We start from the raw sequence: 23165 nt of genomic DNA, 5'->3' as shown, positions 1-23165 counted from the left end.
CCGCAATGACGGGCGTCCCACCTTTCCGGACACGGAGCCCGTGCGATCCTTGGCCGGTCCTTCCCGCCCCGTCCGGAGTGCCCCCCTGAACACCGTCCTCGCCGAGTCCCTGTCCTGCGCCCTGCTGCTGCTCGTCCTGGCGTTCGCCGTGGTGCGCCCGCGCCGGCTGCCCGAGGCGGCGGCCGCCGTGCCGGCGGCCGGGCTGCTCGTCGCGCTGGGGGTGGTGTCGCCGGCCGACGCCTGGGAGCAGCTGTGCGGGCTGCTGCCCGTGGTCGGGTTCCTGGCGGTGATCCTGGCCCTCGCCCAGCTGTGCGCGGACGAGGGGCTGTTCCGTGCGGCGGGGGCCGCGGTGGCCCGGCGGGCGGCCGGGCGGGGGGCGGCGGGGCTGCTGGGCGGGGTGTTCCTGGTGGCCGCGGCGGTGACGGCCGTGCTCAGCCTGGACGCCACGGTGGTGCTGCTGACGCCGGTGGTGCTGGCCACGTCCGCCCGGCTGGGCGCCCGGCCGCGCCCGCACGTGTTCGCCACCGCCCACCTGGCGAACTCGGCCTCGCTGCTGCTGCCCGTGTCCAATCTGACGAACCTGCTGGCCTTCGCCGCGAGCGGGCTGACCTTCACCCGGTTCGCGGTGCTGATGGCCCTGCCCTGGGCGGTGGCCGTCGCGGTGGAGTACGCGGTGTTCCGCCGGTACTTCCGGGCCGACCTGGCGGCCCCGCCCGAGCACGTGCCCGGGGTGGCGGAGCCCGCGCCGCTGCCCCGGTTCGCGACGGCCGTGCTGGTGCTGACCCTGGCGGGTTTCGCGGTGGCCTCGCTCGCGGGGGCGAGCCCGGCCTGGGCGGCGCTGGCCGGTGCGGTGGTGCTGGGCGTGCGGGCCCTGTGGCGCCGCGAGACCACCCCGCGGCGGCTGGCGGCCTCCACCGCGCCCGCGTTCTGCGTGTTCGTGCTCGCGCTGGGCGTGGTCGTACGGGCCGTGGTGGACCACGGGCTCGGCGACGGGCTGGAGTGGCTGCTGCCCGACGGGGACGCGCTGCCCGCGCTGCTGGCCGTGGCGGGGGTGGCCGCCGTGCTCGCCAACCTGATCAACAACCTCCCGGCGGTCCTCGCCCTGCTCCCGCTGGCCGCGCCGGGCGGGCCGGGCGTGGTGCTGGCCGTGCTGATCGGGGTGAACATCGGCCCCAACCTGACCTACGCGGGCTCGCTGGCCACCCTGCTGTGGCGGCGGATGCTGCACGCGCACGGCGAGGACGTCCGCCTCGGCGACTTCACCCGCCTCGGGCTGCTCACCACCCCCGCCGCCCTCGCGGCGGCGGTGGCCGCCCTGTGGGCCGGGCTGCGGCTGACCGGCGGGTAGGCCGGCGGCGCGCGGCGCGCCGATAGGATCGGGGCATCATGACTGCAACCCTCGTCGCCAAGAACCTCACCGCCGCGCACGGCGAGCGCACGCTCTTCGCCGGCCTCGACCTCGTCGTCGCGCCCGGCGACGTCATCGGCCTCGTCGGCGTCAACGGCGCCGGGAAGTCGACCCTGCTGCGGCTGCTCGCCGGGCTGGACACCCCCGAGACCGGTGAGCTGCGGCTCTCCCCGCCCGGTGCGGCGGTCGGCCACCTCCCGCAGGAGCCGGAGCGGCGGGAGGGCGAGACCGTACGGGAGTTCCTGGCCCGCCGGACCGGCGTCGCGGCCGCGCAGGCGGCGCTGGACGAGGCCACGCAGGGGCTGGTGGACGGCACCCCGGGCGCCGACGACGCGTACGCGCAGAGCCTCGACCGCTGGCTGGACCTCGGCGGCGCCGACCTGGACGAGCGGGCCCAGGAGACCGCGGACGAGCTGGGCCTGGCGGTGAGCCTGGACCTGCCGATGACGGCCCTGTCCGGCGGCCAGGCGGCCCGCGCCGGCCTCGCGTCGCTGCTGCTGTCGCGCTACGACGTGTTCCTCCTCGACGAGCCCACCAACGACCTGGACCTGGCCGGTCTGGAGCGGCTGGAGCGGTTCGTGACGGGGCTGCGCGCGGGCACGGTCGTCATCAGCCACGACCGCGAGTTCCTGACGCGGACCGTCACCAAGGTCCTCGAACTCGACCTGGCGCAGCAGCAGATCAAGCTCTTCGGCGGCGGCTACGAGTCGTACCTGGAGGAGCGCGCGCGGGCCCGCAGCCACGCCCGCGAGGAGTTCGAGGAGTACGCCGACAAGAAGGCCGCCCTCGAGGGCCGCGCGCAGATGCAGCGCAACTGGATGGACAAGGGCGTGCGCAACGCCCGCCGCAAGTCCTCCGACAACGACAAGATCGGCCGGGCGCTGCGCGGGGAGTCCAGCGAGAAGCAGGCCGCGAAGGCACGCCAGACGCAGCGGGCGATCGAGCGGCTGGAGGTGGTCGAGGAGCCGCGCAAGGAGTGGGAGCTGCGCATGGAGATCGCGGCGGCCCCGCGCTCCGGTTCGGTCGTCGCCACCCTGCGCGAAGCGGCCGTCAAGCGCGGGGACTTCACCTTCGGGCCGGCCAGCCTGCAGATCGACTGGGCGGACCGGGTGGCGATCACCGGGGCCAACGGTGCCGGCAAGTCCACCCTCCTCGCGGTCCTGCTGGGCCGGCTGGCCCCGGACTCCGGCTCCGCCACGCTCGGCTCGGGCGTCCTGGTCGGCGAGGTCGACCAGGCGCGCGGGCTGTTCCTCGGCGAGGAGCCGCTGCTGGAGGCCTTCTGCGCGGCGGTCCCGGACACCGAGCCGGCGGACGTGCGGACGCTGCTGGCCAAGTTCGGCCTGAAGGCGGCGCACGTGCTGCGCCCGGCGGCGACCCTCTCCCCGGGCGAGCGCACCCGGGCGGCGCTGGCGCTGCTCCAGGGCCGCGGGGTGAACCTGCTGGTCCTGGACGAGCCGACGAACCACCTGGACCTGCCGGCGATCGAGCAGCTGGAGTCCGCTCTGGAGGCCTACGAGGGCACCCTGCTGCTGGTCACCCACGACCGCCGCATGCTGGACGCGGTGCACGTGACCCGGCGCCTGGAGGTCGCGGACGGCAAGGTCACCGAGCTCTGAGCACGGCGGCCCGGGCCCCTGGAACGTCTCGGGGCCCGGGCCGTCCGCGCGGTGCGGTCCGGTCGGGGCCGCCTAGCCGTGGCCGTGGGCGTGGCCGCGCTGCTTGCGGGGGTCCGCCGGGTCCGGGGTGCCGGGGCGGTCGAGGCGGCTGGCCTCGTCCGTGTCCTCGCGCCGGACCGGTCCGGGTGACTTCCGCCCCGGGTCCCCGGCCGTGCCCCGCCGCGCGTGCGGCTTGCGCCGCTGCTGCCCGTCGTCGTCGTGGAGCGGGACGCCGCCCGCGCCGCCTTGCTCGTCCATGGCACAACCTCCTCTGTCCCCCGGTCCGGCGGCTTCCCCGGCGGCGGCCCCGCAAACCGGCCGGCTCAGCCCGTCCGGTCCGCGGGGGCCCTGCGCTTGCGGGCCATCCGGCCGGCCACGAAGGTGCGCGGGAGGTGGCGGACCGCGAGGGCGTACGCCTGGTACCGGCGGCCCGTGATGCTGACCGGGCGGCGCAGCGCGAGGTCGCGCAGGGCCTTGGCCACCACCGCCTCCGGCTCCAGCCACACGCCGTCGCGCAGGGAGCTGACGTCGGACCCGGCGCGCTGCTGGAACTCGGTGCGGGTGAAGCCGGGCACCACCGCCAGCACCCGGACCCCGTACGGTGCCATGTCGACCCGGAGGGACTCGCTGAAGGCGGTGACCCAGGCCTTCGCCGCCCCGTAGGTGCCGGTGGGCAGCAGTCCCGCGACGGAGGAGACGTTGAGCACGGCGCCCCGGCGGCGTTCCCGGAGCCCCGGCAGCAGGGCGTGGGTGAGGCGGAGGGGGACCTTCACCAGGAGGTCGAGCATCCGCTCCTCGTCCTCGACGGGGTTGTACGGGTAGGGCGCGGGCAGTCCGAACCCGGCGTTGTTGACCAGGACGTCGACGGGCCGTGCGGCGTCGGCGAGCCGGGCGGCGACGGCCGCGCAGCCGTCGGGGTCGAGGAGGTCGGCGGGCAGTACCTCGCTGACGGTCCCGAAGTCCCGGGCGAGTTCCGCGGCCACGGCTTCCAGGCGGGCCTTGTCCCGGGCGACGAGGACCAGGGCGCAGCCCTTGGCGGCGAAGCCGCGGGCGAAGGCGGCGCCGAGGCCGGCGCTGGCCCCGGTGATCAGGACGGTGGTGGTCAAAGGGGTGTCACTTCCTCGGTGTTGCGGACGGGTGCCGGTGGTGCACCCGGTTCGTGCGGCTCGCCCGGTTCACGTGGCGCCCGGTCCGGGGGCGAAGGCGGAGGTCTCGGGTGAGGCGTAGGCCTGGGCGACGTCCACCAGGAAGCGGGCCTCGTCCTTCAGGCCGCCGCCCTCCGCGGAGGTCTGCATCGCGGCCGGGAGCTCCAGGGCGGGGGCCTGCGCCGGCTGTCCGGGCAGTCCGGCGAGCTTGGCCCGCCGGGCCTCCTTCAGTACGCAGGCCAGCGCGGCCGCCGTCTGCCGCTGCTCGGGGATCCGGCTGCCCGCGACGTGGCCGCGTGCGAGCTCGGGCACTCCGGGGGCCACGTACTCCCCCAGGATCAGGATCGCGTCGCGGGTCTCGATGACCTTGCGGTAGACGAGCAGGTTGCGCGGAACGGGCGGCCAGATCAGCTCCAGCACCCGTCCGGCGCGGGGCCGGGAGAGGACCACGTGCGGAACGGCCTGGACCAGGTCCCGCCACAGCGGCCACAGCCGCCATGCGGTGGCGGTGTCGGCGAGGGCGTGGCGGAGGGTGAAGAGGGTGGGGACGAGGATCGCGGCGGCGCGCAGCAGTCCGTGCAGGTTCATCAGCAGCGGCAGGGCGGGCACCGCCCAGGTGCTGGCGAACAGGGCCTTGAGCAGGTACGCGAACCAGAACAGCCAGGCGAGGCCGGTGCCCAGGCCGAACAGCCGCAGCCCGGCGGCCAGTCCGCGGCTCTCGGTGCGCAGGCTGTAGCGCCAGCACACGTACACGCAGATGGTGTTGGCGATCAGGTGGGCGGAGATCAGCACGAGCCAGTACGGCAAGGACGGGACGGGGGCGCCGGAGTTGGGGATGGTGTGCGTGCCGTGTGCCGGCGCGGCCGCGTCCAGGGCGACGAGCACGCCCAGCCAGACCAGGGTGCCCACCCAGGAGGCGAGCGGGAGCCTTCGCCCTCGGGTGGCGGCGGCCACGAAGTAGAGCACGGCGCCGGCCGACAGGACGCCGATCAGGTTGCGGACGAGGCCGATGGTGTGCGCGTACGAGGCGCCGCGGCTCATGGCGTACGTGACGACGTCGGGCAGGTTCAGGGTCATGGCGGCGGCCGCGGTGGCGACGGCGAGCCAGAGCCCGCGCTGCTGCGGGGAGCGCAGGGCGCCGGGGGCGCGCAGCAGGACGGCGGCCCACAGGCACACCACGCTGGGGACCGCCAGGCTGTCGCCGAAGGCGGCGAGGTCAGCTGCCATGGCGGTGGCCCCGCTCGTACCCCATGGCGGACTCCAGCCGGGCGAGGGCGCCGCGCGGGCCGGGGGCGGGCCGGGGGTGGGCCGTGCCCGAGGTGTGGATGCGGATCATGCTCGCGAGCATCTCCGCCTCCTGCTCCTGGCGGGTGGTGTAGTTGGTGCGGCCGAGGACCACCGGGGCCTGGCCGTCGATCTCCTCGCCCTCCAGGGAGTGGTGGCCGAAGAGGATGTGACCCAGCTCGTGGAGCACGATGTGCTCGCGGTGCAGGGGGGTGGTGTGGGCCTCGTAGAAGACGTAGTCCACGGTCTCGGTGCCCACCCACAGGCCGCAGACGCCGGATTCGGCGGCCTCGCGGGGCAGCGGGTGGAGACGGATCGGACGGCCTCTGCGGTCGGCTATGCGGGCGCACAGGGTGTCCAGGGAGAACGGGTGCGTCAGATCCATGTGACCGAGAATCATCTCGCAGCGTCTGCGCAGGCTGAGATTCCGGTAGGGCATGTGTTCCCTCTTCGGACCCTTTCTCGGGCAGCGTCGGTAGGCGTGGGTGGGCATCGGCATAACGTCCTGTGCCTTGAGGCGGCCTCGGGAGTGCGGTCCTGAGGGGAAACGCGGAACGCCCGTCCGCGCGAGACGAACGGGCGTTCCACCATGCCTACAGATCACGTGCGGGAGTTGGCAAGGACGGCCCTCCCACGTGGGCGTTTTCCGGCCAGGGCTGCCGGCCCCGCCCGCCGGGCCGGCTACCGCTTGCGGCGGTCGTCCCGGCCGCCGCCGGTGAGGCCGGCGCGGCGCAGGGCATCGGCCATGGCGCTGTTGGCGGGGGCCGGGGCGCCGGACCGCTCGCCGCCGCCCTGCCCGCCCTGGCGCCGGCCGTCGCCGCGCCGGCTCTGGCCCTGGCCCTGGCCTTCGCCGCGTCCCTGGCCCTGGCCCTGGCCGCGCTGTTGCGGGGGACGGCCGCCGCCGCGGCGCTCGTCGCGCTGGCGGGGCGCACCGGCTCCGCGTTCCGCGCCGGCCTCGTCCTCCAGCCGCAGGGTGAGGGAGATCCGCTTGCGCGGGATGTCCACGTCCAGGACCTTGACCTTGACGATGTCGCCGGGCTTCACGACGTCCCGCGGGTCCTTGACGAAGGTGTTCGACAGGGCAGAGACGTGGGCCAGGCCGTCCTGGTGGACGCCGATGTCGATGAAGGCGCCGAAGGCGGCCACGTTGGTGACGACCCCCTCCAGGACCATCCCGGGGGCCAGGTCGCCGATCTTCTCCACGCCCTCCTTGAAGCTGGCCGTCCTGAAGGCCGGGCGCGGGTCGCGGCCGGGCTTCTCCAGCTCGCGCAGGATGTCGGTGACGGTGGGCAGGCCGAAGGCCTCGGTGACGAACTCGTCGGGGCGCAGGGAGCGCAGGACGGAGGTGTTGCCGATCAGCGCGGCCACCTCGCCGCCCGCCTTCTTGCCCATCGCCCGCACCACCGGGTAGGCCTCGGGGTGCACGGCGGAGGCGTCGAGCGGGTCGTCGCCGCCGCGGATGCGCAGGAAGCCGGCGCACTGCTCGTACGCCTTCGGGCCGAGGCGGGCGACGTCCTTGAGGCCCTTGCGGCTGCGGAAGGGGCCGTTGGCATCGCGGTGGGCCACGATGTTCTCGGCGAGGGTGCCGCTGATGCCCGAGACGCGTGAGAGCAGGGGCGCGGAGGCGGTGTTGACGTCGACGCCGACGCCGTTGACGCAGTCCTCGACGACCGCGTCGAGGGAGCGGGAGAGCTTCACCTCGGACAGGTCGTGCTGGTACTGGCCGACGCCGATGGACTTCGGGTCGATCTTGACGAGCTCGGCCAGCGGGTCCTGGAGGCGGCGGGCGATGGAGACGGCGCCGCGCAGGGAGACGTCCATGCCGGGCAGTTCCTGCGAGGCGAAGGCGGAGGCCGAGTACACGGAGGCGCCGGCCTCGGAGACCATCACCTTGGTGAGCCCGAGCTCGGGGTGGCGGGTGATCAGGTCCCCGGCGAGCTTGTCGGTCTCGCGGGAGGCGGTGCCGTTGCCGATGGCGATCAGCTCGACGCCGTGCTCCCGGGCGAGGCGGGCGAGGGTCGCCAGGGACTGGTCCCATTTGTTGGCGGGAACGTGCGGGTGGATCACGTCCGTGGCGACGACCTTGCCGGTGGCGTCGACGACGGCGACCTTCACGCCGGTGCGGAAGCCGGGGTCGAGGCCGAGGGTGGCGCGGGTGCCGGCCGGGGCGGCAAGCAGCAGGTCGCGGAGGTTGGCCGCGAAGACCCGTACGGCCTCGTCCTCGGCGGCGGCGCGCAGCCGGGTCCGCAGGTCGATGCCGAGGTGGACCTGGATCTTGGTGCGCCAGGCCCAGCGGACGGTGTCGGCCAGCCACTTGTCACCGGGCCGGCCCCGGTCGGCGATGCCGAAGCGGCGGGCGATCAGGCCCTCGTAGGTGGACGGTCCGGGGGTGTCGGAGGGCTCCTCGGGCTCCAGCTCCAGGCTGAGCACGTCCTCCTTCTCGCCGCGCAGCATGGCGAGGACGCGGTGGGAGGGCAGGGCGGTGAAGGGCTCGGCGAAGTCGAAGTAGTCGGAGAACTTGGCGCCCGCCTCCTCCTTGCCCTCGCGGACCTTCGCGGCGAGGCGGCCGCGGCCCCACATGCGCTCGCGGAGGTCGCCGATGAGGTCGGCGTCCTCGGCGAACTTCTCGGTGAGGATGGCGCGGGCGCCCTCCAGGGCGGCCGCCGCGTCGGCGACCCCCTTGGCGGAGTCGACGAACGCGGCCGCGGCTGCGGCCGGTTCGGTGGAGGGGTCGGCCAGCAGCCCCTCGGCGAGCGGCTCCAGGCCGGCCTCGCGGGCGATCTGGGCCTTGGTGCGCCGCTTGGGCTTGAAGGGCAGGTAGATGTCCTCCAGCCGGGCCTTGGTGTCGGCCGCGTTGATCCGGGCCTCCAGCTCGGCGTCGAGCTTGCCCTGCTCGCGTACGGAGTCGAGGACCGCCGCGCGGCGGTCCTCCAGCTCGCGCAGGTACCGCAGCCGCTCCTCCAGGGTGCGCAGCTGGGCGTCGTCGAGCATCTCGGTCGCTTCCTTGCGGTAGCGCGCGATGAACGGCACGGTGGAGCCGCCGTCGAGCAGCTCGACGGCGGCCTTGACCTGCCGTTCCCGTACGCCGAGCTCCTCGGCGATCCGGCCTTCGATGGACATCGTCGTCACTGCGGTCCCGCCTGTCTTCGTGCCTTCGTGCGTATGCGTGGAAGGCTGCAATTGTGGCAGGTGCCGGTGGCGGCTGCGGGGAGCCCCTCAGCCCTTTCCGAAGAGGTCGGGCGGGAAGGCGCCGGCGCCGATGGCCTGCTGGACGAGGGCCCCGCCGAGCGCGTGGAGCCGGGCGACGCCGGAGGCGCCGAGGTGCTCGTACGGAGCGGCGTCGAGCCGGTCGGTCTCGGTCTCGAGCCGCTCGCGCAGGGCGCGGCCCTCCTCGGTGAGCTCCCCGTCGCCGTCGAGGACCCCGCGGGCGCGCAGCCGGTCGGCGGCGGCGTCGAGGTCGGACTGCTCCCAGCCGCGGATGGACTTGACCCACTTCTCCGTCATGCCGCGGCCGGTGGCGGTGTGGCTGACCAGCGCCTCCAGCGGGTCGAGGCCGGTGAGGAGGAGCGCGGCGAGGTGCCCGTCCCCGCGGTGCTCGCGCAGGAGGGTGGTGGCGTGCCAGAGCCGCAGGTGCGGTTCCTCGGGGACGGGGAGGTCGGCGTGGGCGGCGTAGAGGGTGCGGCCGTGCCGGGTGCAGGCCTCGGTGGCGCGTATCGCGAGGTCGGCGGCTTCGGCGAGCTCGGGCGAGGCGATCGTCTCCGGGCCGAGGAGGCGGCGCAGCGAGCGGTCCACCGCGCGCAGGCGGGCGGCGAGGACCTGCTCGGGGGTGGTGGTGTCCCAGACGGCGGGGAGGTGCCGGGTGACGAGGTCGTGGCGGTAGTTGTAGAAGGTCGCGGTGACCACGCCGGGGCCGACGGCGCCCATGGCCGCGGAGCGGCTGGCCAGGTTGACGGCCACCCGGTCGGTGACGCCGAGGGCGCCCAGCTCCTCGAAGAGCTCCGGGGAGAAGTAGCTCGTGGCGTGCAGGGGGTTGATGGCGGCGTGCCAGCAGCGGCGTGCGGCGTGGGGGGCGTCGATCGTCATGACCGCACCCTACCGACTAGCCGGTATGGAGCACACCCCCTGCCCTGGCGGGCGTCCCTCGAGCGCGGGCGGGCGCATTCGCGCCAACCTGCGCCCGGCCCCGTGGGCAGGGGCGGGCCCCGGAAAGCGCCTTCCGGGCCGCCCGTCCCACGGCCGGGACACCGTGGTGGGCCGTGATCGTGACGGCCGAATGGCGATCGTGTGACAGCAGGGGCCATGGACATGACCTGAGTCGCCACGGGTGAATACGGTCGGACCACGTACGACGTACGACCGACGACCGTCGACGGATGAACCGATCTGTCTCCCCTACCCCTTGGAGCTCTTCGTGTACCGCAAATTGATCGCCCCGAGCGTCCTGGCCGCCTCCCTCCTGCTGGTGATCCCGGCGTCGGCGGCCGGGACCGTCCAGGGCGCGCCGGGCATCGGCGACGGCTACTACCCGGAGAGCGGGAACGGCGGCTACGACGTCTCCCACTACGACCTGCGCCTGCAGTACCAGCCGAAGACCGACCTGCTGGAGGGCACGGCCACCCTCCTGACCACCGCCAAGCAGGACCTGTCCCGGTTCAACCTGGACTTCGGCCTGAAGGTGAGCGAGATCCGGGTCAACGGCGCCAAGGCGAAGTTCGCCACCTCCGGCGCGCACGAGCTGGAGGTCACCCCCGCGCAGCCGCTGGCCAAGGGCAAGCAGGCCACCGTGGTCGTCAAGTACGCCGGAAAGCCCTCGGAGTTCAAGATCGACGGCTGGTCCGCCTGGCAGCGCACCCCGGACGGCGGCATCGCGGCGCAGGAGCCCGACTCGGCGGTCTGGTGGTTCCCGAGCAACGACCACCCGCTGGACAAGGCCACGTTCGACATCTCGGTCAACGTGCCCGACGGCACCCAGGTCATCAGCAACGGCGTGCTCCAGTCGCAGTCCTCCCGGCTCGGCTGGACCCGCTACAACTGGCGCTCCAACAAGCCGCAGGCCACCTACCTGGCCACCCTCGCCATCGGCAAGTTCGACATCACCACCGACAAGACGGCGAGCGGCCTGCCGATCCTCAACGCCTACAGCCGGGACCTGGGCGACAACGCGGGCGCGGCGCGGGCGAGCGTCGAGCGGACCGGCGAGGTCGCGGAGTGGCTGGAGTCGGTCTTCGGCCCCTACCCCTTCAACGCGCTGGGCGGCTACGTCCCGAACGTGCCCTCCGGCTTCGCGCTGGAGACCCAGACCCGGCCGTTCTACAGCCCGCGCCAGTTCGCGAACGGCGCGAACGTCTCGGTCGTCGTGCACGAGCTGGCGCACCAGTGGTACGGCGACAGCGTGTCCGTGGACAACTGGAAGGACATCTGGATCAACGAGGGCTTCGCCCGCTACGCCCAGTGGCTGTGGTCGGAGAAGGAGGGCGAGGGCACCGCCCAGGAGCTCGCCCAGTGGGCGTACGACACCCGCCCGGCCGAGGACCCGTTCTGGCAGGTCAAGCCGGGTGACCCGGGCGCGGAGAACCAGTTCCACGGGGCCGTCTACGACCGGGGCGCGATCGCCATCCAGGCGCTGCGCAACGAGGTCGGCGACGAGACGTTCTTCCAGATCCTCAAGGGCTGGCCCACCGAGCGGGCCTACGGCAACGCCAAGGTCGGGGACTTCGTCCGGTACGCGGAGAAGATCTCGAACAAGCCGCTCGCCCAGCTCTTCGACACCTGGCTGTACACCCCGGGCAAGCCGGCCTTCGGCGCCCCCGCCGCCAAGCCCGGCGCCCGCTCCCTCCAGGCCCCGGCGAAGCCGGCCGTGGAGCCGAAGTCCTGGAAGAAGATCGCCGCGACGAACAACATCCACGACCACTGATCCACGACGGTACGCGGACCGGCGCGCCGGGGCCCCTCAGCGGGCCCCGGCGCGCCACCGTGCCCGGGCGGCGCGGGCCTGCGGGAGGTAGCGCAGCCGTTCGGGCAGGAGCGGCACGAGGATCCGTACGGCGGTGCTGAACCGCCGCAGCCGGCGCTCCTGGGCCGGGGTCCACTCCAGGCCGATGGCCGCCCGGGCGTCGGGCGGCATGTAGCCGACGGTGACGAAGGCCCGGAAGCGCAGGTAGCCGGTGCGCAGGAGCGGCCAGGTGAGCCGCAGCAGCAGCCGCAGGGCCGGGGAGGCGGGCTCGGGGCGGGGCAGGTCGGCATCGACGGCGACCAGCTCGCGGGCCACCTTGGTCGGCTCTATCTCCTCGGCCAGCATCCGGTGGTAGTACGGCCAGAACTCCTCGACCGTCTGCGGCATGTCCCGGTCGCGCAGCCCCAGGATCCGGCCGACCTGCAGCCACTCCCGGTACATCTGCCGCTCCTGGGCGGGGGTGATGGGGCGGAACAGGTAGCGGCCGGCGTACTGGGCGACCGGGAAGCCGGTGGCGTGCACCCAGGCGTAGCAGGCCGGGTCGAGGGAGTGGTAGCGCCGGCCCCGGGTGTCGGTGCCCTGGATCTCCTTGTGCAGGCGGCGCACCCGGCGGCCCTCGGCGGCGGCCTCGTCCCCGCCGTAGACCCACAGCATCACCGAGCGCAGGGAGCGCTCGCCGCGCCCCCAGGGGTCGGTGCGGAAGACCGAGTACTGGTCGACGCCGGCGCCGACGGCGGGGTGGGCGACCTGCATGGTGAAGGCGGCGGGCAGGGTCAGCAGGGAGCGGATGTCCCCGGCGGTGGTCCACAGCACCCCGCCCGGCGGCGGGGGCTCGGGATCGAGACGCCTCGGGGGGCTTTGGGGGGTGATGTGACCAGTGTGGTTCATGAGGTCAATTATGCGAGCGCGAGAAGTCTTGGTCCGGACAGAAAGTCTTGTCACGGGTGTTACCCCGAAGTAACCGTGGCTGCTTGGATGACGGCGTCGATCTTCCCCCGCAGGATTCCACCGGACATGTTGGAGACCTCCATGCCGCAGATCTCGCACCGCAGCCGCGCCGCCGCCACGGCCGTCGCCGCGACCGCCGCAGCAGCAGCCCTCGCCCTTTCCTGCGCCCCCGCCGCCACGGCGGCCCAGAGCGGCTCCGCTCCCCGGCTGAGCGTCCTGACGTACAACACGTTCCTGATGAGCAAGAACCTGTACCCGAACTGGGGCCAGGACCACCGGGCGGCGGAGATCCCCAAGGCCTCCTTCTTCCAGGGCCGCGACGTGGTGGTGCTCCAGGAGGCCTTCGACAACGGCGCGTCGGACGCGCTCAAGGCGAACGCCGCCGCCCAGTACCCGTACCAGACCCCGGTCGTGGGCCGCAGCAAGAGCGGCTGGGACGCGACGGGCGGCTCCTACTCCGCCACCACCCCGGAGGACGGCGGCGTCACGATCCTCAGCAAGTGGCCGGTGCTGCGCAAGGAGCAGGTGATCTACAAGGACGCCTGCGGCTCCGACTGGTGGTCCAACAAGGGCTTCGCGTACGTGGTCCTGGACGTCAACGGCACCAAGGTGCACGTCGTCGGCACGCACGCCCAGTCCACCGACTCCGGCTGCGGCACGGGTGAGGCGGCGCAGATGCGCAGCCGCCAGTTCAAGGCGATAGACGCCTTCCTCGACGCCAAGAACATCCCGGCGGACGAACAGGTCATCGTGGCGGGCGACATGAACGTCGACTCCCGCAGCCCGGAGTACTCCTCGATGCTCACCGACCTCGACCTGGCCCCCGCCGACACGCGCACGGGCCACCCGTACTCCTTCGACACGGCGCTCAACTCGATCGCCAACTACCGCTACCCCACGGACCCCCGCGAGGACCTGGACTACGTCCTCTACCGCAAGGGCAACGCCCGCCCGTCGGGCTGGGAGAACAACGTGGTCAAGGAGGAGTCGACCCCCTGGACGGTCTCCAGCTGGGGCACGTCGTACACCTACTCCAACCTCTCGGACCACTACCCGGTGGTGGGCCGCTAGCGACGGCCGCCGGGCGGTAGCCAAGAGCTGGCCGGGACCTCGCAGTGGCGGGATCCCGGCGGGGCGGTCTCAGGGACGGGTTGGGGCTTTCCCGTCAGTCCCACTGTCCTTCCGGTTCGGGCCGCCCTGTCAAGGGCGCTCCCCAGGGAGGGGCCGGACCACCCGCCGCCCCGCAGCCGGGGAGGCGGGTGGGCAAGCACCGGTCGGCCGGGACCCCTCGAGGGGGAGATGGCGGGCCCGCGCCGCGAGCCCGCCGCCAGGCCCCCCGGCCCGGGGCTCAGGGTCCCTCGTACAAGCCCTCCAGCAAGGCTCCGTACCTCTCCCGCACCACCCTGCGGCGCAGTTTCAGCGTCGGGGTGAGTTCGCCCGTTTCCGGGCCCCATTCCTCGGCCAGCAGGCGGTAGCGCTTGATCTGTTCCGTGCGGTTGAGGCGGGCGTTGGCGGCCTCGACCGCGCGGGCCGTTTCCTCCAGGACCGCCGGGTGGGCGGCCAGGTCCGCCAGGGTGGCCGCCTCGATGCCCCGGGCGGCGGCCCAGGCCGGGGCCAGTTCGGGGTCCAGGACCAGCAGGGCCACCAGGTAGGAGCGGCCGTCTCCGTGGACCAGGGCCTGGCCGATCAGCGGGTGTTCCTTGACGGTGTTCTCCACCAGGGCCGGGGCCACGTTCTTGCCGTTCGAGGTGATGATCAGTTCCTTCTTGCGGTCCGTCAGCCACAGGAAGCCGTCCTCGTCCAGCCGGCCGATGTCCCCGGTGGGGAACCAGCCCTCGGCGTCGGCGGCGCCCTCCACCGTGCCGTCGGGCCGCAGGTAGCCGTCGAAGACGGTCGCTCCGCGCGTCAGGACCTCCCCGTCCTCGGCGAGCCTGAGCTCCAGCCCCTCGATGGGCCGGCCCACCGAGCCCAGCCGGAAGCCGCCGGGGGTGTTGCTGTTGACGGTGCACACCCCCGAGGTCTCGGTCAGGCCCCAGGCGTCCATGATGGTGATCCCCCAGCCCGCCCAGAAGCGGACCACGTCGATCGGCATCGGCGCGGTGGCGCTGGCCGTCCAGACCAGCCGGTCCAGACCCGCCAGCCGCAGCAGCGGGTCCAGTACCCGTTCCTTCACCTCCGCGTACGAGGCCTCCAGCGCGGCCGGGACCTCCTCGCCGCGCTCCCGGTGCCCGGCCAGGGCCCGGGCCACGTCCCCCGCGCCGTCGATGGCCCGCCGCTGCTCCTCGGGAAGCCCCGCCAGCACCGCCCGTACGCCGGCGGCGAGCTTCTCCCACACCCGTGGCACGCCGAAGAACTGCACGGGCCGCAGCTCGCGCACCGCGCCGGCCACGGCGGTGGGGTCGGCGACCAGCCGCACGTGCGCGGCGCGCAGCAGCGGCAGGTAGATGCCGAGGATCCGCTCGGCGATGTGGGCGAAGGGCAGGTAGCAGATGTGCTCGGCGTGCTCGGGGAGCTCCACGTGCCGGTCGAGGCGCACCGACTGGAGCAGGATGTTGCGGTGGCTGAGCCGCACCCCCTTGGGGTCTCCGGTGGTGCCCGAGGTGTAGACGACGGTCAGCGGGTCCTCGGGACGGCTCTCCTGCCAGGCCTTCTCGAAGGTGTCGGGGCGGTGCAGGCGGGCGCCGCTCGCGTAGAGGGAGCCGTAGGTGGCGTGCGGGCCGGCTTCGGCGGCCTCCACGACGACGAGCCGCTCCAGCGGGGTGGCGGGGTCGTCCAGCAGCGGGGCCCAGCGGGCGAGTTCGCGGGCGCCCTCGACGACGGCCAGCCGGGCGCGGCTGTGGCGGGCGATGTGGGCGATCTGCTCGGGGGCGGAGGTGCCGTAGACGGTGACGGGGACGGCGCCGAGGTGGACGAGGGCGAGGTCGCTGAGCCAGTGCTCGGGCCGGTTTCCCATCATCAGCAGGACGTGTTCGCCGCGGGCGACGCCCAGGGCGGTGTATCCGGCGGCGAGGACGGCGACACGGCGGCGGGCCTCGCTCCAGGTGAGGGTTTCCCACCCGCCGGCGCCGCCTCCCTCCGCGCCCGTGCCCCCGTCCGCGCCCCCGTCCGTGCCCCCGCCCACGCCCCCGGTGCGCCAGGAGAGGGCGGGCAGGTCGGGGTGTTCGGCGGCGTTGCGGGCGAGCAGAGCGGGCAGGGTGAGGTCTTCGGGACGTCCGGGCAGTCGCAGGTTCGTGGTCATGGGCAGCTCCTGGCCGTTTCACATCGTTGGTGCGACAGCAATACTGTTGAACCCAAGCCGTGCAGCAGAGAGCAAGGAGCGGACGATGGCCGACCACCGGGCGACCGAGCCGATGCTCACCGTCGACGAGCTGGCGTCGAGGGCCGGTGTCACCGTCCGCACCGTACGGTTCTACAGCACGCGCGGCCTTTTGCCCCCTCCCGTGATCGGACCTCGGCGGGTGGGCCACTACGGCCCGGAGCACTTGTCGCGGCTGGCGCTGATCGAGGAGCTCCAGCACCAGGGCATGACCCTGTCGGCGATCCAGCGCTACCTCGACGCCCTCCCCGACGACCTGAGCCCGCACGACCTGGCCATCCACCGGGCGCTGGTGGCGACCTGGGCGCCGGACGCGGCGCTGGAGGTGTCGCGGGCGGAGCTGGAGAAGCGCGCCGGGCGGAGCCTGTCGGAGGAGGACCTGCGCCGGCTGGCCGCGATGAACGTGGTGGCGGAGTCGGACGGCGGCTTCCGGGTGGAGGCGGGGCTGCTGCGGCTGGGGGTGGCGCTGCTGGACGTGCCGATCGCGCACGAGACGCTGCTGGTGGCGCGGGGGATCCTGCTGGAGCACGCGCGGACGGCGGCGCACGAGCTGACGGCGCTGTTCCGGGACGAGGTGTGGGGGCCGTTCACCGAGGGTGAGAGCGATCAGGAGCGGATCGAGTCGATGAAGGCCCTGTCGGCGCACATGCAGCCGATGGTGGTGCAGGCCCTGGTGACGGCCTTCCAACGGTCGCTGAAGGATGAACTGCGGGCGGCGTTCGCCCCGGAATCCGGGTGAACGCCGCCCGCTGAAAAGGTGCTTGGGGACTCACACGCCGCCCACGAGGAACGACCAGCCCGAGGAGACCCCGGGCAGAGATCCGACGTTGGCGTAGGTGTTCCCGCTGAGTTTCGAGGTCCAGGCGGTGCCGTCCGTCTTGTAGAAGAACAGGCTGTCGCCGGTCCGGCCCTCTTCCTCCCACACGCCCGACGTGCCGATGTCGCGGAAGGCGCCGACCTTGCCGTCGGTCGCCCGGGCGATGCGGTAGCGGAGTTGGGAGCCGTTGTCCGCCAGGGCCAGGCCGACTTCGCCGGACTTGACGAAGACCGCCGTGTCACACGAGGCGGCGAGGGAATCCCAGCCCGTGCTGAAGTTGTCGTACGAGCGGACGTGGTGGTAGCGGCCGTTGCGCAGGGTGCCGGTGCCGCCCTGGCCGTTGTCGGCGTTGCAGAAGAGGGCCGAGTCACCCGACGCCACGACGTGGGTCCACGCCGTCGAGAAGTTGTCGTAGGTCTGGACGCGGGTGTACTTGCCTCCCCTGAAGGTGCCGCTCTCCCCGGCACCGGTGTCGGCGTTGTAGAACAGCATCGAGTCGCGGCTCGCGACGCCGTGCGTGTAACCGTCGGGAACCTCGATGTTCGACCCGTCTGGTGCACCGCATCGGGCGCCCCCGCATCCCGGCCCTGGTCCTGCGCGAAGGGGCCGCCCCGGGGACGTCCCCGGGGTGGCCCCTCGCCGTGTCCGGTGTCCGGACGGGCCCGGTCGGCTAGGCCGTGTTTTAGAAATGGGCTTGTCGCTCGCCCTGCGCCGTGATGATCGTGGTGTGGGGCGAGGGGATCTTTCTGATGGTCAGTGGGCCGTGCTGGAACCACTGCTGCCGGTCGCGGTGTTGGGGCGGCCGCCGTTGGGCCGGCGGAGGCTGATCGACGGGATTCGGTGGCGGGTGCGGACTGGTGCTCCGTGGAGGGATCTCCCGTCGGAGTACGGGCCGTGGCAGACGGTCTATGGGCTCTTCCGCCGCTGGCAGCGTGACGGCACCTGGCCTGCACTGCTGACCAGGCTGCAAGCCCGCGCGGATGAGGCAGGGCTGATCACGTGGGAGGTCAACGTCGACTCCACGATCTGCCGGGCCCATCAGCACGCCGCGGGTGCCCGCCGCGACGGACAGGCCCAGAAGGAACCGCCCGGCGGGACCCGCGCCGAGCCGGAAGACCACGGACTGGGTCGGTCCCGGGGCGGTTTCACCACGAAGATCCATCTAGCCTGCGAGCAAGGTCAACGGCCGCTGTCGTTGCTGGTCACCGCAGGTCAGCGTGGTGACAGCCCTCAGTTCGCCGCCGTGCTGGAAGGCATCCGGGTTCCCCGCACCGGACCGGGCCGTCCTCGTGTCCGCCCGCTGCGGGTGCGGGGCGACAAGGCGTATTCCTCCCGCGCCAACCGGGCCTACCTGCGAAAACGGGGAATCCGCTGTACCATCCCAGAGCCCGCCGACCAGGTCGCGAACCGCAAGCGGCGGGGGAAGGCCGGCGGGCGGCCTCCGGCCTTCGACCGTGAGGACTACAAGGCTCGGCACGCGGTCGAGTGTGGGATCAATCGGCTCAAGCGCAACCGGGCGGTGGCCACCCGGTTCGACAAGCTCGCGGTCCGCTTCGAGGCAACCGTCCTGATCGCCGCCATCGGTGAATGGCTGTGACTGGCCTGGGCCGTCGGTCCGCATGCCATGCTGACCGCGGCCAGGGCGAACAACGCGAGGGAGAAGCAGCGATGGGGGCCCAGTACTACGGCGCCGACAGCGAGAACGGCGACCGCATCGACGACCCCTCTGAGGACGCGCTGTTCATGATGGTCAGCGACCTCAACGACTCCGACAACACCTTCGTGGTCGTCCAGCCCGACGAGGACGACCCCGTCTGGTTCGCCTCCGTGGCCGTCCTGGACGAAGGCGGCTACGAGTTCGTCCGCCGCGATACCACCCGCAACGAGCACGAGGTCACCACAGCGACCAGCATCAACGACATCGCCCGCGACCTCACCGTCTGAATGGCCGCCCGCGACTTCCCCGGACGGCCAACCAGGCAGGTCGGCGAGTTCTAAAACACGGCCTAGTCGGTGTACGTCTCGCCGCGCTCGGCCTTCGCCACCAGGGAGGCCGGCGGGGTGAAGCGCTCGCCGTAGGTGGCGGCGAGTTCGCGGGCGCGGGCGACGAAGCCGGGCAGGCCGCCCTCGTAGCCGTTGATGTACTGGATCACGCCGCCGGTCCAGGCGGGGAAGCCGATGCCCATGATGGAGCCGATGTTGGCGTCGGCGATGGAGGTGAGCACGCCCTCGTCCAGGCAGCGGACGGTGTCCACGGCCTCGGCGAAGAGCATGCGCTCCTTCATGTCCTCGAAGGGGATCTGGGCGGCGTCCGGCTTGGCGAAGTGCTCGCGCAGGCCCGGCCAGATGCGGGTGCGCTTGCCGCTCTCGTCGTACTCGTAGAAGCCGGCGCCCCCGCTGCGGCCGGGGCGGCCGAACTCGTCGACCATGCGGTCGATGACGGTGTCGGCGGGGTGCTCGGTCCAGGCGCGGCCCTCGGCCTCGAAGGCCTTGCGGGTCTCGTTGCGGATCTTGCGCGGGAGGGTGAGGGTGAGCTCGTCCATCAGGGAGAGCACCTTGGCCGGGTAGCCGGCCTGGGCGGCGGCCTGTTCGACGGAGGCGGGCTCGATGCCCTCGCCGACCATCGCGACGCCCTCGTTGATGAACTGGCCGATGACGCGCGAGGTGAAGAAGCCGCGGGAGTCGTTGACGACGATCGGGGTCTTGTTGATCTGGCGGACCAGGTCGAAGGCGCGGGCGATGGCCTCGTCGCCGGTGCGCTCGCCCTTGATGATCTCCACCAGCGGCATCTTGTCGACCGGCGAGAAGAAGTGGAGGCCGATGAAGTCGGCGGGGCGGGCGACGCCTTCGGCGAGGCCGGTGATGGGAAGGGTGGAGGTGTTGGAGCAGAGCAGGGCGTCGGGGGCGACGACGTCCTGGATCTCCTGGAACACCTTGTGCTTGAGGGCGGTGTCCTCGAAGACGGCCTCGATGACGGCGTCGCAGCCGGCCAGGTCGGCGGCGTCGGCGGTGGGGGTGATCCGGGCCAGCAGTTCGGCCCGCTTGGCCTCGGTGGTACGGCCCTTGGCGAGTGCCTTGTCGAGCAGCTTCTCGGAGTAGGCCTTGCCCTTGGCGGCGGCCTCGGCGCTGACGTCCTTGAGGACGACCTCGATCCCGGCGCGGGCGCAGGAGTAGGCGATGCCGGCGCCCATCATCCCGGCGCCGAGGACGGCGACCTTGCGGACCGTGCGGGGCTCGACGCCCCGGGGGCGGCTGCGGCCGGCGTTGACGGCCTGGAGGTCGAAGAAGAAGGCCTGGATCATGTTCTTCGCGGTCTGGCCGGTGACCAGCTCGGTGAAGTAGCGGGCCTCGATGGTCAGCGCGGTCTCGAAGTCCACCTGCGAGCCCTCGACGGCGCAGGCCAGGATGTTGCGCGGCGCCGGGTAGGGGGCGCCGTTCAGCTGCTTCTTGAGGTTGGCGGGGAAGGCCGGGAGGTTGGCGGCGAAGCGCGGGTTGGACGGCGTGCCGCCGGGGATCTTGTAGCCGGGTACGTCCCAGGGCTGCTTCGACTCGGGGTTGGCGTCGATGAAGGCGCGGGCCTTGGCGAGCATGTCCTCGGGGGTGGCGGCCAGTTCGTGGACGAGGCCGGCCTCGAGGGCGCGCTGCGGGTTGTACTGGGTGCCCTGGAGCAGGACCTTCAGGAGGGCGTCGGCGATGCCCATGAGGCGGACGGTGCGGGTGACGCCGCCGCCGGCCGGCAGCAGGCCGAGGGTGACCTCGGGCAGGCCGATCTTGGAGCCGGGGGCGTCGAGGGCGACGCGGTGGTGGGAGGCGAGGCAGATCTCGTAACCGCCGCCGAGGGCCGCGCCGTTGATGGCGGCGACGACGGGCTTGCCGAGGGTTTCGATGCGGCGCAGCGAGCGCTTGATCGCGGTGCCGGTGTCGAAGGCCAGCTGTGCGTGCTCGGGGCGCAGCCCGATCATGTCCTTGAGGTCGCCGCCCGCGAAGAAGGTCTTCTTGGCGGAGGTGTAGATGATGCCGCGGATGGAGTCCTTCTCGGCCTCGGCGCGGTCGGCGATGGCCGCGATGGAGTCCTTGAAGGCCTGGTTCATCGTGTTGGCGGACTGGTTCGGGTCGTCGAGGACGAGGGTGACGACGCCGGTCTCGTCCTGTTCCCAGCGGATCGTTGTGGACTCGCTCATGTTCGCTACTTCCGTGTCGGGGTGGGATCAGGGATCGGGAATCAGGACGGATCAGACGCGTTCGACGATGGTGGCGACGCCCATGCCGCCGCCGACGCAGAGGGTGACGAGGCCGTAGCGCTTGTCCTGGCGCTCCAGTTCGTCGACGACGGTGCCCAGCAGCATGGCGCCGGTGGCGCCGAGCGGGTGGCCGAGCGCGATGGCGCCGCCGTTGACGTTGACCTTGTCGAGGGAGACGCCCATGTCCTTGACGAAGCGCAGGACGACGCCGGCGAAGGCCTCGTTCATCTCGATGAGGTCGATGTCGTCGATACTCAGCCCGGCCTTGGCGAGGGCCTTGCGGGTGGCGGGGGCGGGGCCGGTGAGCATGATGGTGGGCTCGGAGCCGGAGACGGCGGCGGAGACGATGCGGGCGCGGGGGCGCAGGCCGCCCCGCTCGCCGGCCTCGCGGGTGCCGATGGCGACGAGGGAGGCGCCGTCGACGATGCCGGAGGAGTTGCCGGCGTGGTGGACGTGGTCGATCTTCTCGATCCAGTGGTACTTCTGCAGGGCGACGGCGTCGAAGCCGCCGAGGTCGCCGATGTCGGCGAAGGAGGGCTTGAGCTTCGCGAGGGTGTCGGCGGTGGTGCCGGGGCGGACGAACTCCTCGTGGTCCAGGACGACCAGGCCGTTGCGGTCGGTGACGGGGACCACGGAGCCGGCGAAGCGGCCCTCCTTGATGGCGGTCGCGGCGCGCTCCTGGGAGAGGGCGGCGTACTCGTCGACGTCGCGCCGGCTGAAGCCCTCGATGGTGGCGATGAGGTCGGCGCCGATGCCCTGGGGGACGAAGCCGGTGTCCCAGTTGGTCATGGGGTCGGCGAACCAGGCGCCGCCGTCGGAGGCCATGGGGACGCGGGACATGGACTCGACGCCGCCCGCGAGGACCAGGTCCTCCCAGCCGGAACGGACCTTGGCGGCGGCGAGGTTGACGGCTTCGAGGCCGGAGGCACAGAAGCGGTTCTCCTGTACGCCGGCGACGGTGTCGGGGAGTCCGGCGGCGATGGCCGCGATGCGGGCGATGTCGGAGCCCTGGTCGCCGACCGGGCCGACGACGCCGAGCACGATGTCGTCGATGGTGGCGGGGTCGAGGCCGGGGTTGCGCTCGCGCAGGGCGTGGATGAGGCCGACGACCAGGTCGATGGGCTTGGTGCCGTGCAGGGCGCCGTTGGCCTTGCCGCGCCCGCGCGGGGTGCGGATCGCGTCGTACACGTACGCTTCGGTGCTCACAGGTCTTGCCTTTCGGGGAGGTCCGGGGTGGGCCGGGGCGGCGGGGATCAGCCGAGGAGGGAGCGTCCGATGATCTCCTTCATGATCTCGGTCGTGCCTCCGTAGATGGTCTGGATGCGGCCGTCGGTGAAGGCGCGCGCCACGCGGTACTCGGTCATGTAGCCGTAGCCGCCGTGCAGTTGGAGGCAGCGGTCGGCGACCCGCTTCTGGAGCTCGGTGGCCCACCACTTGGCCATGGAGGCGTGGACGTGGTCGAGTTCGCCGTTCGCGTGGTCGGTGATGCAGCGGTCGAGGAAGGTCCGGGTGACCGCGCATTCGGTGGCCATCTCGGCGATCTCGAAGCGGATGTGCTGGAGCTTGGCGAGCGGGCGGCCGAAGGCCTCGCGCTCCTTGACGTACGTGGTGGTGATCTCGAGGAGGTGCTCGGCGGCGGCGATGGCGGCCATGGCGATGCCCATGCGCTCCTGCGCGAGGTTGGTCATCAGGTGGACGAACGCTCCGTTGAGCTCGCCGAGGAGGTTCTCCTTGGGGACGCGGACGTCGTTGAAGAAGAGTTCGGCGGTGTCCTGGGACTTCTGGCCGATCTTGTCGAGGTTGCGGCCGCGTTCGAATCCCGCCATGCCGCGTTCGACGACCAGCAGGGACAGGCCGTGCGCCCCGCCCTCGGGAGTGGTCTTGGCGACGACGATCACGAGGTCGGCGAGGATGCCGTTGGAGATGAAGGTCTTGGAGCCGTTGAGCAGCCAGTGGTCGCCCCGGTCCTCGGCGCTGGTCCGGATGCCCTGGAGGTCGGAGCCGGCGCCGGGCTCGGTCATCGCGATGGCGGTGATGGTCTCGCCGGAGCAGAAGCCGGGCAGCCAGCGGCGCTTCTGTTCCTCGGTGGCCAGGGAGGTGAGGTACGGGCCGATGATGTCGTTGTGCAGGCCGATGGCCAGGCCGGGGGCGCCGGCCCGGGTGAACTCCTCGGCGAGGACGGCCGCGTAGCGGAAGTCGGGGTTGCCGCCGCCCCCGTACTCCTCGGGGACGGCGAAGCCGAGCAGGCCCTGCCGGCCGGCGGCCCGCCAGGCGTCGCGGCTGACGATGCCGTCCTTCTCCCACTGGTCGTAGTGCGGCAGCACCTCCTTGGTGAGGAAGGTGCGGACGGTCTCGCGGAACGCCTCGTGGTCGGCGTCGTAGATGCGGCGTTGCATGG

Annotated in this window: 19 protein-coding genes; 7 read left to right on the top strand and 12 right to left on the bottom strand. The window is 72.6% G+C overall.

The features are described from left to right. Window positions 1-85 precede the first annotated feature (85 nt). Both BX286_RS29970 and BX286_RS29965 read left to right on the top strand, forming a co-directional pair. Window positions 86-1348: an SLC13 family permease gene (locus BX286_RS29970; protein WP_121017765.1), complete on the top strand. Its 1263-nt coding sequence runs from the start codon at window positions 86-88 to the stop codon at window positions 1346-1348. 38 nt (window positions 1349-1386) lie between these two features. After that, window positions 1387-3024 (top strand): ABC-F family ATP-binding cassette domain-containing protein, encoded by a 1638-nt coding sequence (locus BX286_RS29965; protein ID WP_121016853.1) that lies wholly within the window; start codon window positions 1387-1389, stop codon window positions 3022-3024. A 72-nt stretch (window positions 3025-3096) separates the two neighbouring features. Here the strand turns inward: BX286_RS29965 and BX286_RS29960 are convergent, their stop codons facing one another. The 6 genes from BX286_RS29960 to BX286_RS29935 all read right to left on the bottom strand — a co-directional run bounded on the left by BX286_RS29960 (window position 3097) and on the right by BX286_RS29935 (window position 9575). Further along, window positions 3097-3321, bottom strand: coding sequence for a hypothetical protein (locus BX286_RS29960; protein ID WP_100862462.1), 225 nt, complete (start codon window positions 3319-3321; stop codon window positions 3097-3099). 65 nt (window positions 3322-3386) lie between these two features. Beyond that, entirely contained in the window at window positions 3387-4169 is a 783-nt protein-coding gene (locus BX286_RS29955) for an SDR family oxidoreductase (protein WP_121016851.1), read from the bottom strand. 69 nt (window positions 4170-4238) lie between these two features. Further along, window positions 4239-5435, bottom strand: a complete 1197-nt coding sequence (locus BX286_RS29950; protein WP_079430621.1) for an MAB_1171c family putative transporter — start codon at window positions 5433-5435, stop codon at window positions 4239-4241. Further along, window positions 5425-5877, bottom strand: coding sequence for an ImmA/IrrE family metallo-endopeptidase (locus BX286_RS29945; protein WP_237293159.1), 453 nt, complete (start codon window positions 5875-5877; stop codon window positions 5425-5427). Before BX286_RS29945 ends, BX286_RS29950 begins: the two co-directional genes overlap by 11 nt. A gap of 296 nt (window positions 5878-6173) precedes the next feature. Then, a complete protein-coding gene (locus tag BX286_RS29940) occupies window positions 6174-8612 on the bottom strand; it encodes a Tex family protein (RefSeq protein ID WP_121016849.1) in 2439 nt (812 codons plus the stop codon). A gap of 96 nt (window positions 8613-8708) precedes the next feature. Then, on the bottom strand, window positions 8709-9575 hold the full coding sequence (locus BX286_RS29935) for an SCO6745 family protein (protein ID WP_079430618.1): 867 nt from the start codon (window positions 9573-9575) through the stop codon (window positions 8709-8711). Window positions 9576-9903: 328 nt separating this feature from the next. Here BX286_RS29935 and BX286_RS29930 point away from each other — a divergent pair, with 328 nt between their 5' ends. Next, the gene (locus BX286_RS29930) at window positions 9904-11406 is read left to right on the top strand and encodes a M1 family metallopeptidase (protein ID WP_079432056.1); all 1503 of its coding nucleotides are present in this window, start codon (window positions 9904-9906) and stop codon (window positions 11404-11406) included. Window positions 11407-11442: 36 nt separating this feature from the next. Here the strand turns inward: BX286_RS29930 and BX286_RS29925 are convergent, their stop codons facing one another. Next, complete coding sequence (locus BX286_RS29925) at window positions 11443-12333, bottom strand: oxygenase MpaB family protein (RefSeq protein WP_121016847.1); 891 nt, start codon at window positions 12331-12333, stop codon at window positions 11443-11445. Window positions 12334-12474: 141 nt separating this feature from the next. Between BX286_RS29925 and sph the strand changes: the two genes are divergently transcribed. After that, on the top strand, window positions 12475-13464 hold the full coding sequence (gene sph / locus BX286_RS29920) for a sphingomyelin phosphodiesterase (RefSeq protein WP_079432055.1): 990 nt from the start codon (window positions 12475-12477) through the stop codon (window positions 13462-13464). Window positions 13465-13741: 277 nt separating this feature from the next. Here sph and BX286_RS29915 read toward each other — a convergent pair whose 3' ends face one another. Next, window positions 13742-15631: a long-chain fatty acid--CoA ligase gene (locus tag BX286_RS29915; protein ID WP_121016845.1), complete on the bottom strand. Its 1890-nt coding sequence runs from the start codon at window positions 15629-15631 to the stop codon at window positions 13742-13744. A gap of 85 nt (window positions 15632-15716) precedes the next feature. Here BX286_RS29915 and BX286_RS29910 point away from each other — a divergent pair, with 85 nt between their 5' ends. After that, on the top strand, window positions 15717-16448 hold the full coding sequence (locus tag BX286_RS29910) for a MerR family transcriptional regulator (RefSeq protein ID WP_079430615.1): 732 nt from the start codon (window positions 15717-15719) through the stop codon (window positions 16446-16448). A 30-nt stretch (window positions 16449-16478) separates the two neighbouring features. On the opposite strand, the gene BX286_RS29905 is transcribed toward BX286_RS29910, so the two are convergent. Further along, window positions 16479-17018, bottom strand: a complete 540-nt coding sequence (locus BX286_RS29905) for a hypothetical protein (RefSeq protein ID WP_121016843.1) — start codon at window positions 17016-17018, stop codon at window positions 16479-16481. Window positions 17019-17214: 196 nt separating this feature from the next. Between BX286_RS29905 and BX286_RS29900 the strand changes: the two genes are divergently transcribed. Together BX286_RS29900 and BX286_RS29895 are read left to right on the top strand one after the other, a co-directional pair. Beyond that, on the top strand, window positions 17215-18123 hold the full coding sequence (locus tag BX286_RS29900; protein ID WP_398897937.1) for an IS5 family transposase: 909 nt from the start codon (window positions 17215-17217) through the stop codon (window positions 18121-18123). A 71-nt stretch (window positions 18124-18194) separates the two neighbouring features. Further along, window positions 18195-18470, top strand: coding sequence for a hypothetical protein (locus tag BX286_RS29895; protein ID WP_121014619.1), 276 nt, complete (start codon window positions 18195-18197; stop codon window positions 18468-18470). Between the two features lie 62 nt (window positions 18471-18532). Here BX286_RS29895 and BX286_RS29890 read toward each other — a convergent pair whose 3' ends face one another. From BX286_RS29890 to BX286_RS29880, 3 genes are read right to left on the bottom strand one after another with little or no spacing between them, the layout of a single operon-like run. After that, complete coding sequence (locus BX286_RS29890) at window positions 18533-20707, bottom strand: 3-hydroxyacyl-CoA dehydrogenase NAD-binding domain-containing protein (RefSeq protein WP_079430613.1); 2175 nt, start codon at window positions 20705-20707, stop codon at window positions 18533-18535. Between the two features lie 51 nt (window positions 20708-20758). Next, window positions 20759-21973, bottom strand: coding sequence for an acetyl-CoA C-acetyltransferase (locus BX286_RS29885; RefSeq protein ID WP_079430612.1), 1215 nt, complete (start codon window positions 21971-21973; stop codon window positions 20759-20761). Between the two features lie 47 nt (window positions 21974-22020). Next, entirely contained in the window at window positions 22021-23163 is a 1143-nt protein-coding gene (locus BX286_RS29880; protein ID WP_079430611.1) for an acyl-CoA dehydrogenase family protein, read from the bottom strand. Window positions 23164-23165: the final 2 nt, after the last annotated feature.

Origin of the sequence: Streptomyces sp. 3211.6, assembly GCF_003634815.1 — a bacterium.
Lineage (GTDB): Bacteria > Actinomycetota > Actinomycetes > Streptomycetales > Streptomycetaceae > Streptomyces > Streptomyces katrae_A.
This window is presented reverse-complemented; position numbering and strand designations above follow the sequence as displayed.